This is a genomic window from Streptomyces sp. NPDC002573 (genome assembly GCF_042889625.1).
In the GTDB taxonomy this organism is placed as follows: Bacteria; Actinomycetota; Actinomycetes; order Streptomycetales; family Streptomycetaceae; genus Streptomyces; species Streptomyces gibsoniae.
In genome coordinates this window covers 1-14,628 of sequence record NZ_JBIARC010000114.1, presented here as the reverse complement: position 1 = coordinate 14,628, position 14,628 = coordinate 1, and the positions used below count along the sequence as shown (strand labels likewise).

The 14,628-nt window shown below is 67.7% G+C and carries 14 protein-coding genes and 4 pseudogenes; 11 read left to right on the top strand and 7 right to left on the bottom strand.

Annotated elements, in window-relative coordinates:
- Positions 1–291 precede the first annotated feature (291 nt).
- From ACFYX0_RS43465 to ACFYX0_RS43455, 3 genes are read left to right on the top strand one after another with little or no spacing between them, the layout of a single operon-like run.
- A complete protein-coding gene (locus ACFYX0_RS43465; RefSeq protein ID WP_311698525.1) occupies positions 292–543 on the top strand; it encodes a hypothetical protein in 252 nt (83 codons plus the stop codon).
- A complete protein-coding gene (locus ACFYX0_RS43460) occupies positions 518–1,033 on the top strand; it encodes a DUF6879 family protein (RefSeq protein WP_311698526.1) in 516 nt (171 codons plus the stop codon). The genes ACFYX0_RS43465 and ACFYX0_RS43460 overlap by 26 nt, the downstream gene beginning before the upstream one ends.
- Positions 1,034–1,039: 6 nt before the next feature.
- Positions 1,040–1,894, top strand: a complete 855-nt coding sequence (locus ACFYX0_RS43455) for a DUF5753 domain-containing protein (RefSeq protein ID WP_311698527.1) — start codon at positions 1,040–1,042, stop codon at positions 1,892–1,894.
- A 41-nt stretch (positions 1,895–1,935) separates the two neighbouring features.
- Here ACFYX0_RS43455 and ACFYX0_RS43450 read toward each other — a convergent pair whose 3' ends face one another.
- Complete coding sequence (locus tag ACFYX0_RS43450; RefSeq protein WP_388980255.1) at positions 1,936–2,421, bottom strand: restriction endonuclease; 486 nt, start codon at positions 2,419–2,421, stop codon at positions 1,936–1,938.
- A 199-nt stretch (positions 2,422–2,620) separates the two neighbouring features.
- The gene (locus ACFYX0_RS43445; RefSeq protein ID WP_311698528.1) at positions 2,621–3,604 is read right to left on the bottom strand and encodes a zinc-binding dehydrogenase; all 984 of its coding nucleotides are present in this window, start codon (positions 3,602–3,604) and stop codon (positions 2,621–2,623) included.
- Positions 3,605–3,799: 195 nt separating this feature from the next.
- Between ACFYX0_RS43445 and ACFYX0_RS43440 the strand changes: the two are divergent.
- The 3 genes and pseudogenes from ACFYX0_RS43440 to ACFYX0_RS43430 all read left to right on the top strand — a co-directional run.
- Positions 3,800–3,942 (top strand): annotated as a pseudogene (locus ACFYX0_RS43440) (transposase); the annotation flags it as partial.
- Positions 3,943–4,717: 775 nt separating this feature from the next.
- Positions 4,718–5,500: a DUF899 family protein gene (locus ACFYX0_RS43435; protein WP_311698529.1), complete on the top strand. Its 783-nt coding sequence runs from the start codon at positions 4,718–4,720 to the stop codon at positions 5,498–5,500.
- 90 nt (positions 5,501–5,590) lie between these two features.
- Positions 5,591–6,314: pseudogene (locus ACFYX0_RS43430) on the top strand (transposase family protein).
- A gap of 2 nt (positions 6,315–6,316) precedes the next feature.
- Here the strand turns inward: ACFYX0_RS43430 and ACFYX0_RS43425 are convergent.
- Together ACFYX0_RS43425 and ACFYX0_RS43420 are read right to left on the bottom strand one after the other, a co-directional pair.
- A complete protein-coding gene (locus ACFYX0_RS43425) occupies positions 6,317–6,682 on the bottom strand; it encodes a hypothetical protein (RefSeq protein WP_388980252.1) in 366 nt (121 codons plus the stop codon).
- Positions 6,683–6,760: 78 nt separating this feature from the next.
- Positions 6,761–8,038 carry an MFS transporter gene (locus ACFYX0_RS43420; RefSeq protein WP_388980249.1) on the bottom strand — a complete coding sequence of 426 codons (1,278 nt, stop codon included), beginning with the start codon at positions 8,036–8,038 and terminating at the stop codon, positions 6,761–6,763.
- Positions 8,039–8,214: 176 nt separating this feature from the next.
- Between ACFYX0_RS43420 and ACFYX0_RS43415 the strand changes: the two genes are divergently transcribed.
- Both ACFYX0_RS43415 and ACFYX0_RS43410 read left to right on the top strand, forming a co-directional pair.
- Positions 8,215–8,844 (top strand): TetR/AcrR family transcriptional regulator, encoded by a 630-nt coding sequence (locus tag ACFYX0_RS43415; RefSeq protein ID WP_311698532.1) that lies wholly within the window; start codon positions 8,215–8,217, stop codon positions 8,842–8,844.
- Between the two features lie 140 nt (positions 8,845–8,984).
- Positions 8,985–9,251, top strand: a complete 267-nt coding sequence (locus ACFYX0_RS43410) for a hypothetical protein (RefSeq protein ID WP_388980247.1) — start codon at positions 8,985–8,987, stop codon at positions 9,249–9,251.
- 440 nt (positions 9,252–9,691) lie between these two features.
- On the opposite strand, the gene ACFYX0_RS43405 is transcribed toward ACFYX0_RS43410, so the two are convergent.
- Positions 9,692–10,084 carry a helix-turn-helix domain-containing protein gene (locus ACFYX0_RS43405; RefSeq protein ID WP_311698533.1) on the bottom strand — a complete coding sequence of 131 codons (393 nt, stop codon included), beginning with the start codon at positions 10,082–10,084 and terminating at the stop codon, positions 9,692–9,694.
- A gap of 127 nt (positions 10,085–10,211) precedes the next feature.
- Between ACFYX0_RS43405 and ACFYX0_RS43400 the strand changes: the two genes are divergently transcribed.
- Positions 10,212–10,796, top strand: a complete 585-nt coding sequence (locus ACFYX0_RS43400) for a flavodoxin family protein (protein ID WP_311698534.1) — start codon at positions 10,212–10,214, stop codon at positions 10,794–10,796.
- A gap of 355 nt (positions 10,797–11,151) precedes the next feature.
- A complete protein-coding gene (locus ACFYX0_RS43395) occupies positions 11,152–13,239 on the top strand; it encodes a SpoIIE family protein phosphatase (protein ID WP_388980244.1) in 2,088 nt (695 codons plus the stop codon).
- Positions 13,240–13,424: 185 nt separating this feature from the next.
- Here ACFYX0_RS43395 and ACFYX0_RS43390 read toward each other — a convergent pair.
- Positions 13,425–13,580 (bottom strand): annotated as a pseudogene (locus tag ACFYX0_RS43390) (transposase family protein); the annotation flags it as partial.
- Positions 13,581–13,895: 315 nt separating this feature from the next.
- Here ACFYX0_RS43390 and ACFYX0_RS43385 point away from each other — a divergent pair.
- Positions 13,896–14,384, top strand: coding sequence for a restriction endonuclease (locus tag ACFYX0_RS43385; RefSeq protein WP_388980242.1), 489 nt, complete (start codon positions 13,896–13,898; stop codon positions 14,382–14,384).
- Positions 14,385–14,425: 41 nt separating this feature from the next.
- Here ACFYX0_RS43385 and ACFYX0_RS43380 read toward each other — a convergent pair.
- A pseudogene (locus ACFYX0_RS43380) lies at positions 14,426–14,628 on the bottom strand (transcriptional regulator); the annotation flags it as partial.

Sequence of the window (14,628 nt, the reverse complement as noted above, 5' to 3'; positions counted from 1 at the left end):
ACCCCACCCTTCCTCAACGCCCGACCAGCGAAAACACCCAGTTCTGACGTGCCGTCACTGACACCCGCTCACTGACACCAAACCGGCACATCGCACCTCACCGCCTTGCCGGGGTTTCATCGCGTCCCCGACGGTAGGAACCCTGCTGGCAGTCCCGCTACGAAGTTGCACCGAATTACACGGCAGTTCCAGGGCGCTGGCCATGGCCGACACGCGCTCTTGACCGTGTGACCCGTGAGCACGACGGTGGTGTAAATCGCTGCAACCGACTAGCGCGGGAGGCCAGCCACCATGAACATTCACTTCGTCGGGATCGACCCTGAGACGGATGAGGACGGATGCCCAACGGTCTGGGTGGACACACACGCGGAAGACCTGTTGATCCAGAGCTACCGGGCCGACGATGCGACGACCGCGACATGCGACGCGCTGTCTCCGGCGCGGGCGCCGATCCCGCCCGGTGAGACCGTCATCAGGATCCCGAAGCGAATGATCCCGATCATCAGGAAGGCGTGCGATGAGCTCGATCCCGGAGTTTCCTGAACTCCTTGCCGGTGCCTCGAAGTCGGCTGTTCACCTGGAGATGCGGGACGCCTACTACAGCAACCCCCGCTTTGAGGCATGGCAGGACGGGCAGCGCATCGACTGGGATGATCGCGCATCCTGGTGGCGGCCCTTCCACCAGACCGTCGCGGACGCTGTCGCTCGCGGTGTCCAGGTGCGGCGGGCCCGGGTCGTGTCTGAGCCGGTCACCGACTACATCCGCTGGGAGCACTACCAAACCCGCGCCAACGTCGAGGCAGGCGAACAGGTTCGTTGGCTTCCCAGGCACCGAGCCTGGGACCTGCTCCTGCCAGGCAGCGACCTATGGATCTTCGACGGGCGCTTGATGCGCGTCCATCACTTCTCCGGCGACGGCGAGTGGATCAGCAAGGAACTGTGCGACGATCCCGCCGTGGTCGGCCCGCACGCGGCCGCGTTCGAACACATCTGGGAGCGGGCGATCCCGCACGGTCAGTACGAGGTCAAGTAACCGGCCATGTCCACGTTTCCCACGTCCAGCGTGCAGGAAGCTCGCGCAGCTCTCGCGGCCCGGCTACGGGAGCTGCGCCTGGACGCGGGCATCACCGGCAAGGAACTCGCGTGCCTGTGCGGCTGGTCGGTCGCCAAATCCTCCAGGATCGAGAACGCCGTCACTGTCGCGTCCGACGCGGACATCCGCGCCTGGTGCACAGCCTGCCGTGCCGACGACCAGGCGGCCGACCTCATCGCCGCCAACCGGCAGGCCGACTCCATGTACCTCCAATGGAAGCGGCTCCAGCGCACGGGCATGAAGCAGCTGGCAGAGACGTCCGCCAAGCTGTACGAGCGAACCCGCCTGGTTCGCGTGTACGCCTCCCATGTGATGCCCGGCTACCTGCAGACGCCCGGCTACGCGACCGCGCTCCTCGGCACGATCGCTGGCTTCCGCGGCACCCCGGACGACGTGAGCGAGGCGGTCGAGGTCCGTATGCGCCGCGCCCGGGTCATCCACGAAGGCGACCACCGGTTCGCGACGCTGATCGAGGAGAACGTCCTCAACCACCGAGTCGGCGACCAGGACGTGATGGCCGGCCAGCTCGGCAACCTCCTCGCCGCGATGCCTCTACCGTCCATGTCGCTGGGCATCATCCCGGCTGCGGCCGAGCGGGAAGGCACCATGTGGCCGCTCGAGCAGTTCACGGTCTTCGACGACACGCGTATCCACGTGGAACTGCTCGCGGCCAAAGTGACCGTGACGGCCCCCGGAGAGCTGGACATCTACCTGCGGGCGTTCGCCCGGCTGGCAGAACTGGCCGTGTACGGGCCAGGCGCCCGCGCCCTGATCGTGAAGGCCATCGAAGCGCTGCGCTGACCTGCAGAGCTTCGCCGACGCCGTTGTGGCGTACCTGATGGCTACGCGGCTGGCACGCTTGCCTGATGCCACGGGGCCGGGCCGGTCTGCGAGGCCCACCCGCCGAGGGCGCGCTCGTCATACAGGCGGATGCCCTGCGCGGTGGCGTAGCCGACGGCCTGCCGGGTGAAGGTGCTCGTGGTGACCAGGACGGGGACGTGGGCGCCATGCATCGAGTAGCAGGTGCCGCCGAACCGCTGCGCGTCCGGGGAGCCGACCTTGTTGGTGGGCCCGTACCGCTTGCACTGGATGACGACCCGGCGCCCGTCCGGAGTGGTGGCGATGACGTCGGCCCCCAGGTCTCCGGCTCCACCGACGACCTTGACGTCCGTGCAGCCGTCCCGCTGGCACAGGTAAGCGATCGCGTGCTCGAACTCGCCCGGGCTCATGGTGTGGTAGCGGGCGACCTCACGTGACTGCACCTGGCGTATCTCGGCGAGGCGGGCGGCCTCGAGGCGGCGCTGCTCCGCCTTGCGGGCGCGGCGCACCAGGTAGACGCCGACGCCGGCGAACGCGGCCAGGAGCAGCGGGATACCGACGGCCGGCTTGTGCTTGACGATCTGGAGGAGGACGGCAAGCGGGATGGCAACGCCGTACAGGCCGACGGTGATGACGTTGAAGCAGGACGACCGCCATCCTTGCCGAGTCCGGTGGCAATCGAACCGCAGGCGGTTGCTCGGCGTGCGGTCACAGGCTGAGGAGTACGCGGCCGAAGGGCCCGCCTTCGATGAGGTGACGCTGGGCCTCGGAGGCCTGTTCCAGGGGGAAGACGTGGTCGATGAGAGGAGTGATCTCCTTGTGGGCGGCCAGGTCCAGGAGCTTGGCGTTGGCCGTGTCGATCTGCTCCTGGGTGAACAGGGCGAACAGGAAGCCGTGTACGTGGGCGGCCTTCCAGATCAGGTCGGTGACGTTGATCTCGGTCTGCATGCCGGCGGAGTAGCCGATGCTGATCAGGGTGCCGCCCCGGGCGAGCGCGCCGATGGCCTGTCCGGTGATCGGTCCGGCGACGCCGTCGAGGACGACGTCGACGCCCTTGCCGTCGGTGAGCCGGGCGACCCCGTCGCGCAGCGACTCGCGGCTGAGGTCGATGACCTCGTAGCCAGCTGCCCGGCTCCGCTCGGCCTTGGCCGTGGAGGTGGCGGTGGTGATCGCGAGCGACGCTCCCAGATGCCGGGCGATCTCGACGCCGCCCTGGCCGACCGCGCCGCCGCTTCCGGGGGCGAGCACAGTGCCGCCCGGCTGGAACTTGGCCAGCTCGGTGAGCGCGAGATACGCGGTCAGGTAGCCGACGCCCGTGGACAGCGCGGCGGCGGTAGTGTTGTCGATCCCGTCCGGGAGGGGCAGCAGGTGGGCCGGATCGACGGCGATGTACTCGGCCCAGGTGCCGTCGGTGGAGACCCCGTAGCGGCCTCCGCTGATCATGACCCGGGTGCCGGCCGCCAGACCGCTGTCGCCGGGCTCTTCGACCGTCCCCACGCCGGTGCCTCCCGGGGTGATCGGGAAGGGCTTGACCGCGCCCCGCTTGCCGCTGCGCACGGTGTCGTCCAGTGGCTGGATGCCGGCCAGGGTCAGCCGGACCAGGGCCTGGCCGTTCTGGAGCTCGGGCCTGGGGGTGTCCACCAGGTGGAGGACGTCGTAGTCGCCGAACTGGTTGTACTGGATTGCTCGCATCGTCTTGGCCTTCCACGGTGTCTGTTCGTGAGACGCGATGCGCTTCTGTGGGGGGTTCTTCGTCGAGGTGGGGCGTTGCCATCGCGCCTCGGGGGGCGCCCTCCGCACAGGTAAAGCGATCGCTCTACATCGAACCTAGCACTGACGGCGTCCCAGGTAAAGCGATTGCTGTTCTTGTGAGTGTAGGCTCCGAGCCGCCGCGGCACCTTCGAGCCACAGATCGTAAAGAAGCGGCAACGACGGCTGACCGGCGTCGACTGCTGTCGCTGTCCGCGAAGGGCCTCACGCACCGCGAGATCTCGGCTCATCTCGCCGAGGTGTACGGCGCCAAGGGATCGTGTCCTTCGGGTGTGAGTCCGGCGCCGCATCCGGCCGCTGGATGGTTTCGAATCCCGCCAAGGTGGGCCAATTCGACGTCGAGATCGAGGTTCCCGAAGAGGTCGCAGAAGGGCGCCAGCCACCCCGGGGTTCGCTTCCCTCTCAAAGTTCGCGCGGGAAGGGGTTCGGCGCCTTGCTACAGGCGGAATCGTCAGATTTGACGATGGTGATGATCCGGTCGTAGAGATCAGAGTGGGATCGGACCTCCTGGTCGAGAACCGGACCGATGGTCGGAGCGTCACGCGGACGATCTGATTTCCGTCCGAGCTCCCGAAATTCAGCTGAACCCGTGCGATCTGGAGCTGACCTAATTGAAAGATCCAAAGAAGGATCGTGCGGGATTCAACTCGGAGCACCACATGACTCGTCGCTGACCCGCACCCGTCAGCCAGCCTCGCCGAAAAGTCGGGGCCCAGGAGACCCCAATCACCCCCGCACCGGCGGTCGTCTCCACTGCCATGCTTGATCAAGCCTGGCCTCGGTGGCTTTCCAGCCTTCGACACCCGCTTTAGGAGTTCGATCCGAGTGCGGATGTCGCAATGGCCGAGCGTGTCCCCCTGACCGGAGGCCGCGTGGCCGGTCCGGTGTAGCCTGATCTTCGTTGGGCCCGGTAAACCGCTGCCAGACCTCGTAGCAGCGCGGTGATGAGCCGTGAGATATGGCAGGGTGCTGGATCTTTGCCGATATTGAATGGAAAAGGACCTCGAGTTCGGAGTGCAGGAAGGATCCGAGACAATGGCCGTCATCGGCGGTGCGCGTGACATGGACAAGTGGAGTTCATTGCTCCGAGCAGCGGGGACGAACCGGCGGTTCCCCGGAGAGTCGAGCGAGTATCGCAGCGCCCGCGACGAACTGTTGAAGGCGGAGGCGGAGCTCCGGCGGTTGAACGAGGAGGTCGCCGCCCAGCGCCGGGCGCTCCCCCTCGGGGGCCTCATTCCGGAGGACTACGTCTTCGAGGCTGCGGGCAGCGGCCGCACGGTACGGTTCTCCGAGCTGTTCGCGCCTGGCAAGGACACGCTGGTCGTATACAGCATGATGTTCCCGCGCTGGTCCGAAGACCCGCGGGCGAGCGCCCCCGGCAGAATGGCCCTGCTCCCGATGGACGAGCAACCGTGCCCGTCGTGCACCTCGGTCGTCGACGGAATTGACGGATTCGTCCAGCACCTCGCTGCGCGGATCAACGTCGCCGTGGTCGCCAAGACGAGTGCCGCCCGACTTGGCGCCTACGCGGCAGACCGCGGCTGGCACAACTTGCAGTACATGCAATTGCTGTCCGCGCCGAACAACACCTTCAACCGCGACTACCACGCCGAGACGCCAGACGGCGAGCAAGTACCGATGCTGAACGTGTTCTCACGTGAGCAGGACGGAATCCACCACCGATGGGGAGCCGAGCTGATGTTCGATGGCGGAGACTCCCGTCACCTCGACTCGATCTGGCCGATCTGGAGCGTTCTCGATCTGACACCGGACGGACGCGGAGCCGCGGCCGCCTACCCCACCGGCCAGTACGCGTAGAAGGCATCGGACCCCCGGCGCGATTCGGAATGCCGGAGGTGCCGCGGCGTTTCCGGCGGCGACCGAGGTCGCGTGCAGTTGGGGGCCTTTCTGGATCCGGTGATCCGTGTTCCGCACTGCCGGGCCGAGTGGACCTCGCGCGGCACCCGCTGGCGACGACTGAGTGCCGACCGCCAGGCCCTGCTGGCGCTGGCCCACCTGCGGTGCGGGCACACCTATTCCCAGCTCGCGGCCGGGTTCGGTGTCGGCACCACCACCTACCGCTACATCGCCGAGGCCGTCGACGTTCTCGCCGCACTCGCCTCGGACGTGGCTGCCGCGGTGAAGACGGCGGCACGCGCAGCGTTCGTGATCCTCGACGGGACGCTGCTGCCGATCGACCGGATCGCCGCCGACCGTTCTACTCCGGGAAGCACAAGAAGCACGGCATGAACGTGCAGGTCATCGCCGATCCGCATGGTGCCGATTGCTGTGGGCCTCGCCGGCTTTGCCGGGCGCCGTCCACGACATCAAGGCCGCCCGCACCCACGGCATCATCGACGCCCTCACTGACGCGGGCTTGGCCTGCTGGGCGGACAAGGGCTACCAGGGTGCCGGTGGGACTGTCCGGGTGCCCTTCCGCGGCAGGTGGGAGCGACTTTCTGCAGGTCAGCGAGCCGGCAACCTGTCCCATGCGCGTATCCGCGCGTTGGGTGAGCAGGCCATGGCAGCCCTGAAGCAGTGGCGTCTGCTGCGGAAGCTCCGGTGCAGCACGACCCGTATCGCCGACACCGTGAAGGCCGTCCTGGTCCTCCACCTCGCCACTGCGGGCTGAGCTCAGCCCGCAGCATTCACCAGGGCCATGGCCTCGGTGGTCCCGGTTGGCAGACGCACGTCGAAGGTATAGCCCTCATCGCAGAACACCAGGTCAAGGTGCATGGGTGCCAGCCTACGGAAGGTGACCGCCAACCAGATCGCGTCCTCCTCCCAAACGTCCATGTACAGGCAGGCACCGTCCTCGTGCAGATAAGCCTCACGCGGGCCGTACTCCGTGTCGAACCTCCAGATGAGACTGCGTACTTCACTACGGTGCGACGAATCGATCTCGACCTCGGCCCACCGAGCACGGATCGCTTCGGTCAGCGCATCCCGATCGACGTGCCATCCGCCCGCATCACCCTCGACCACTGCCAAGAACGTCATAGCCAGGGTCTATCAGATGCCCATGACACAGCACCGATCCGCGGTTGCCCGAAGTTGGAATGGGCTCAGTGATGACGGTCATGGCGCGGCCTTGGCCGCCCCGGAAGGACTGTCGGCGGCGAGGGCCTCAGTGAGGGCAGCTGCCGTGGTCTTGGCTGTGCGCCCGCGAACGGCGGCTATGAGGACGGCCAGCAGCGCCAGCGCGATGACCGCGGCCCCGTACCACATCGTCGTGGCGCGCAGGCCGAGGGACGGTATGACCAGCCCGGCCGCTACGGCGGGAACGCCGAAAGCGATATAACTGACGACATAGACGGAGGCGAACAGCTTCGCCCGCTCCGTGGGACCGGCCAGCGCTGCCAGCGCGCCGAAGGAGCCCAAGAGAGAGCTGCCCCAGCCGGCGCCCGCGAGGGCGGTTCCCAGGAAGAACAGCAGCGTCGAGGGCCCGACCAGGGCGAGCAGGGTCAGACTGGTCCCTGCGGCCAGAGCCACGCACCCCACGGCCATGACCCGGTTCGGCGCCAGGTTGCGCGACAGCAGTGACGCCACCGTTCCCGCGCCGTAGAACGTGGTCAGCGCCACGGCGCCCACCAGATGACTGCCGATGTGCAGAACCCCCACGGCCAGCGAGGGAACCAAAGAGAGGTAGAACCCGGTGATCGCCCAGGTGGCGACAAGACAGGGCATGATCGCCAGGAAGCCCCGGCGCGCCTGGGACGGCACCGCCACCTGTGGCCGCAGCGAGGCCCAGGCACCCGGCCGGGGCGTGACCGGCTCGGGCAGGAAGAACACCGCCACCGTCAGCACCAGGAAGACGGCGACGAGCAGGACGAAGACCAGCATCGTGGGGGCGGGGGCGTACTGCACCAGCACTCCGCTGCCCAGCGCCCCAAGCCCCAGCCCGGCGGCCGGCGCGGCGCTGTTCAGCAGCGAGCCAAGGCGTGAGGTGGGCGACGGCTGCAGGTCCAACAGCCCGGCGCCGATGCACCCTATCGCCGCACCGATCCCCAGCCCCTGCAGGATGCGCGCCACCAGCAGCAACCCCACACCGTCGGCAGTGAGGAACATGGCCATGGATGCTGCCTCCACGATCAGCGCGCCGGCGAGTACAGGCCGCCTGCCGACGTAGTCGGAGAGCCGTCCGACGGTCAGCAGTGCAACCAGCAAGCCCAAGGCGTAGACCGCGAAGATCGTGGTGAGCATGGTCGGCGAGAAGCCCCAACGGTGCTGGTACACCACCAGGAGCGGGGAAAACGCGCTGGTCGAGGCAAAGAGCGCAAGGAGCGTGACGGCCAGAAGCCAGAACCCGACCGAACGCGATATTCGTTTCGCCGGAAGCCAGGGCTTGATGTGCATGACGGGGTCTCTCCGGTAAGCGGCTGGGCGATTCGCTTCGGCACCGGCGCAGGCAAGTGCAGCACGACAGTGCCAATCGGGCGCTGTGCGCACGATGCCAAAGGAGGAAAGCGATCGTTGTACTTTGAAGCTAACGCATCCAGTCAACGAAGTAAAGCGGTTGCTATACTTGCGGCATGGAGACAGAGAGCACAGCCGCTATCCGGCACCGTGGCGGCCGGGGCGCGCGCGAGCGCATCCTGCAGGCAGCCGCGAAGCTCTTCTATGAAGAGGGCATCCATGCCACCGGCATCGCCCGCCTGGTGGAGGTCGCCGAGGTCTCCACGCGCACCTTCTACCAGCACTTCCCCACCAAGAACGCGCTGGTGGAGGAATACCTGCGCGACTACGAGGCCGGCATGACCCGGCGCATCGAACAGAGCCTGAGCCGCGAGGGAGTCTCCCCCCAAGACCGGCTGCTGTCGCTGTTCACCATGCTCACTGAGGCGACCTCGGGACCCTCAGGGCGTCTGACGAACCGCGGCTGCCCGCTCCACAACGCCACCGTTGAAGCCGCAGGGCACATGCCCGAGGTGCAGGAACTGGTCCACCACCACAAGAACGGCATCACCCAGCAGCTCATCGCCGTCGCCGCCCGTGCAGGTGCCGCCAACCCGGACCAACTGGGCCGGCAATTGAACGTCCTCCTCGAAGGCGCCACCGCCCTACAGACCTCGCTCGACAACCCGTGCCCCCGCCATGACGCCCTTGAGGCCGCCCGCGTACTGATCGAGCACGCCCTTCCCGAAACACGGCCTGCCAACTGACCCCTGCTCACGGTCCGGCCTCTATGGTCCTGATCGGCACATATGGTCGGTGCCCCACCAGGCCCCAAGGGGCCATCTGGGACTGGCACCGGGAAGAGTCGGCCAGCTCCCGCGAGTCAGTTCAGGGACCATGATCAATCTTGGCGCTACATCTGCTACCTGAAGAAGGTGCGGATTCCTCGTTTCCGCAGGGCGCGGACGTGGGCGAGGAAGGCTTTCGCGGATCCGGCACTGTCGGTACGGACGAGGATGTCGGTGCCGTGTCGGTGAGCGTCGGGGATCTGCGCGAGTGCGTCGTCGAGAACCGTGATGTGATCCGCGGCAGTGTTGGCGCCGGCGTTGCCGTGCCGCGGCCCGCCGGACAGTGCTTCGCCAGTGTTGGCCGGAAGCACAGCAGCGGGTGGTAGCCAAGGCCGACCTTATAGGTGGGTGCTGCCTGATCTTTCTCGGAGCGGCAGGTGACCAGCGTCGCGTCGAGGTCGAGGACAAGCCCGGGCAGCATGCGTCTCGCGCCCCGAGCCGCGGGTATGCCCTCGCCTCGTTGCGCGGCCTACAGCCAGGCGACTTCCCGAGCCTGGACGCGGGCCGAGCGCTTCCTTGCCGCTTTCAGCGGCATCTCGCCCCGCGTCCGGCCCCGACGCCAACTCCTGACCGTCGCTCAGCACCACTTCGAGATGGCCCTCCGTTTCACCCACTGGGACCAGATCACCGGCGTGGCCGACCGTCCCACAGCAGGATCCAGGACCCGACGCCAGGCTTCACCACACCCCGACACACCGTCAGACGTTCACGCACCCGACAACGCAACAACACCCTTGCGTGCACTACGTGTTCTGCCGTTGGAGATTCATGACTTCTGGCGGGCGTCGTACTCTTCGCGAGCCGCCAGGACGTCGTCCATCGCGTCTTCTACGCAGTGGATGAGGGTGAGCAGGCGGTCGGTGACCCGGCGGCCCAGGGGGGTCAGTTCGTAGTCCACGCGGGGCGGGTTTGTCGGCTGGGCCTCGCGGTGCACCAGGCCGTCGCGTTCCAGCGCGGACAGGGTCTGGGACAGCATCTTCTCGCTGACGCCGTTGATGCGGCGGCGCAGCTCGTTGAAGCGCAGCGGACCCTCGTGCAGCGCGCCGAGCGTCAGCCCGCCCCAGCGGCCCGTGACGTGCTCCAGCGTGCCGCGCGACGGACATCCCGTGGTGAACACGTTGTACACGAGTCCGCCCTGCTCCTGGGTCATACCGCTCATGATGCAAGCATACGCGATCGCAGCGCAAACCAACAGTTTGCGCTTTCCAATAGAATGTGCTTTCCTGGGGGTATCGCCTTTGAAGTGCCCGTTCGGGCCATTCGACCCTCCTTGAGGAGAAATCATCGTGACCACCCCTGTCGTGTCCATCGCTTACCACTCCGGCCACGGTCACACCGCTGTGCTTGCCGAGGCCGTCCGCGCCGGCGCCGCCGAGGCCGGCGCCGAGGTGCACCTGATCAAGGTGGACGAGATCACCGAGGAGCAGTGGCAGACGCTGGACCGCTCCGACGCGATCGTCTTCGGATCGCCCACCTACATGGGCACCGCGTCCGGTGCCTTCCACGTCTTCGCCGAGGCGACCTCCCAGCGCTGGTTCAGGCTGGCATGGCACGACAAGCTCGCGGCCGGCTTCACCAACTCCGCCTCGAAGAGCGGCGACAAACTGCACACCCTGCAGTTCTTCCAGATCCTCGCCGGCCAACACGGCATGCACTGGGTCAGCCTCGGTCTGCACCCCGGCTGGAACAGCTCCACCGCCTCCGAGAACGACCTCAACCGCCTCGGTGTGTTCGTGGGGGCGGCTGCCCAGTCCAACATGGACGAGGGCCCGGAAGCCGTGCACAAGTCCGATGCAGCCACGGCCGAACACCTGGGCCGCCGGGTGGCCGAGACGGCGACGGAGTTCACGCGGGGGCGCCGCGCCGCGTAGACGGGCTGCGGGCCCGAGCTGATCCCCGGCGCGGAAGTCGAGAAGTCGGTCAAGATCCTCGTGCCGCCACCGCGCGACTGGCCGTGAAGGAAGACCTGGCAGCCGCGTACAGCGGCGGCCTGTTGGGCGAGCAGTCCTGCGCGGCGCACTCCGACGCGAGGGACCCCGGCGAGCAGTTGGCGACGGGTTGGGCCCGGGCGACTTGACCGATTCTCCCGGTCCTCGGCGCGGCGCGTTCTGGCGGCACGGACCCATACATTCTGCCCGGCCCGTGTCCTGGTCGTCCGTTAGCCGGGCCCGGAGCCGGTTGATCGCGCATGACCCGGATCAACCCACGAAGAAAGGTATGGACATCATGCCCAGTACCCCGCTGTACCCGCCCTGGGGCGTGACCATTCGACCGAGTGGGAGTTTTGCCGTTCTACTCCTCGGCGTTGCACTGGTCTCGTGCGTTCGACTGGCGCTGGCCGCCGCGGGCCTGCAGGTCATGGGACTAGCCGAGTACTCCGTGCTGATCCCGGTCGTGGCCAGCGCTCTGCTGCCGCTGCGGCATACCATGATCGTGGGTCTTTTTAACCTGGCCGCCGCGATTGCCGTCTACGGCGTCCTCCTCCAGGGCATAGGACACGCCAGCCGGATCACGGTCATCACAGCGCTGGCGGCCGCGTTGGGCATCAGCCTTACCGTCTGCCATCTCCGCATCGCCAGAGAACGCCGCCTGGGGCATCTGATGATCGCCCGTGAGCGGCTCACGCTTCTCGGCGAGGCCAGCAGCCGTGTTGGCAGCACCCTGAACGTGGCCCGAACCGCCGAGGAACTGACCGAAGTCGCCGTCCACCGCTTCGCCGACCACGCCGCCGTGGACCTCTTCGCTCCCGTCCTCCAGGGCGAGGAACCCGTCCCCGGACCCCACACCGGCCCCATCACCCTGCACCGCACCGCCTGGCAATCGGCCCCCACCCCACTGGCGGACCGGTCATGGCCGGGCCAGGCCGTCACCTACCGCGAGGGATCGGTGCCAGCCCTCAGCCTGATGACGGGCGAGGCCATGACAGCGTCGATCACCGAGGCCTCCGACTGGCCCGCCGGCCCAGACGGCGCCGACCCAGGTGCAGCCCACTCCGCACTGGCGGTCCCGTTGCGCGCCCGCGGAGTAACCCTCGGCGCGGCGCTGTTCACACGCTCCCCGGGTCGGGAGCCCTTTGACGCCGATGACGTGCTCCTGGCGCAGGAAATCGGGGCGCGAGCCGCAGTGTGCGTGGACAACGCCCGCTGCTACACCCACGAACGCAATACCTCTCTCGCGCTCCAGAAAAGTCTCCTGCCACGAGCAACCCCGAAACAGCCGGCAGTGCAAGCGGCGACTCGCTACCTGCCCGCGGACTTGCAGGCCGGGGTCGGCGGCGACTGGTACGACGTGATCCCGCTCTCCGGGGCCCGGGTCGCCCTGGTCGTGGGCGACGTGGTCGGACACGGCATCCACGCCTCGGCAACCATGGGACGGCTGCGCGCCGCGGTACGCACTCTCGCCGATATCGACCTACCGCCCGACGAACTGCTCACCCGCCTCGACGACATCGTCATCCGGCTCCAAACGGAGAGGGACCAGCCGCAGCAGGGCGCCCGCGATGCCGCAGCGGATCTCGGGGAGGTCATCGCGACCTGCCTGTACATGACCTACGACCCGGTCTCGCGCCGCTGCACCGCCGCACGCGCCGGCCATCCACCACCCGCCGTGATCCGTCCGGGGTCGGACGCCGACTATCTCGACATCCCTACCGGCCCTCCGCTGGGCGTGGGCGGACTCCCTTTCGAGACAGCCGAAGTGCAGCTGCCCGAGGGCAGCCTGCTAGCCCTGTACACCGACGGTCTCATCGAACCCCCCGGGATCGGGATGGACGAAGGACTCGAGCGCCTGAAGAAAGCCCTGTCCGAGCCGATGCCCTCCCTGGAGGACATGTGCGAGCACGTCCTGACCACCTTGGTCGACGACCGCCCCCGAGACGACACCGCCCTCCTCATCGCCCGCACCCTGGAACTCGACAGCAGGCACACCGCCGCGTGGGACCTGTCGGACGGCCTCGCCGAGGTCGCCCGTGCGCGCGACCTTGCCTCAATCAAACTGGCCGAATGGGACCTGCAGGAGCTGACGTTCACCACCGAACTCATCGTCAGCGAACTGGTCACCAACGCCATCCGCTACAGCGGCGGCCCCGTGCAGCTGCGCCTGATCCGGCACGACACCCTGATCTGCGAAGTCTCCGACGGCCACAACACCGCCCCCCACCTGCGCCAGGCCCGAACCTTCGACGAAGGCGGTCGCGGACTGTTCATCGTCGCCCAACTAGCCGAACACTGGGGCAGCCAGCAACGGCCCGACGGAAAGACCATCTGGGCCGAACTCGCCCTCCCGCCCACACCCCACCCGCAAGGGCGTGTTTGAAAGATCGTGTAAGTCCGTGATGTGACAGGCTGGCCGAGGCCCGGCCTTGGGCCCCTGGCCGGCAAGGGCGGACAGAAACCGACAACGAAGAGACCCCGGTCGGCGAGCCGGTCGAGGACAAGCTGGTGGGCGAGGTCGTCGGGCGGTTGATGGACCGCGGCGACGGTCGTCCCGTGCTCCCGGCAGGCCACCCGCGGCGCCGCCGCCTCCAGGAACACCCGCAGCACCCCGTGGTCGAGGTCCCGCCACCGGCGCCGCCCCCGCCCCGCGTCGTACCAGGGCGCCGGACGCCGGCAGATCCCACACCGCTGCCGACGGCGCGCATCGGGCCGTACCGACACGATCACGCACTGTTCGTTTTCATCGATCCGGACGCCCTCGACCACCGTATGTTCGGCAGTCAGCGTCCGCTTCCATATCCTGAAGAGGGACACGCCGTTTTCCTGCTTGATCCAACTTGAGCCTAGACACCTCAAGGATCACAGGAGGCGGCGTGTTTCCTGTATCGGGGCAGTTCAGGGCGCCCACACATACGGCAGGAGAGCCTCATATGGGGCGTCGGCCTCCCGCTCGCGATCCTCCTCCAGCTCGTCAAGCACGTCCCGGCTGTCGGTATCCCGCTGCTCCTGGCCGCGTTCGCCGCCGGCGGTGTCTACGTGGTGCGCCGCGCCCGCAACGCCGAGCAGCGCCGCCTCGAGGCTGCACGCCTAGCGCAGATCCGCGCCGTGCAGTCACGGGAGGTGGCCCGCTACCACACCATGAACCCGGGCGAGTTCGAGCACGCCATCGCCTACCTGTGCCAGCGGGACGGCTGCACGGACGTCAAGGTCGTCGGCGGAGCCGGAGACCTGGGGGCCGACGTCGTCGCCACCGCCCCCACCGGACACCGCATCGTCATCCAGTGCGAGCGGTACGGGCCCACCCACAAGGTCGGCTCCCCGGACGCGCAGCGGTTCGGCGGCACCTGCTACAGCGTCCACCAGGCGCACATCCCCGTCATGGTCACCACCAGCACCTTCACCCGGCAGGCCGTCAGCTACGCCATCGCGCAGGGCATCCGCCTCTACGACGAGCACGCTCTCGGTGGATGGGCATCCCAGACCGGCCCGGCCCCCTGGCACCAGTCAAGCGTGCCAGCCGCGTAGCCATCAGGTACGCCGCAACGGGACGGGCGAAGCTCTGCGGGTCAGCGCAGCGCGTCGATGGCCTTCACGATCAACGCGCGAGCGTCCGCCCCGTAGACCGCCATGCTGCGCAGCTGCTCGAACGCCTTCAGGTAGAGGACGATCTCAGCGGGCTGTGTGATGTTCACTTCCGCCGACAGGAACTCCACCGAGACGAGGGTGTCGTCGTATACGTGGAACGTCTCGATTGGCCACTGGAGTCGGG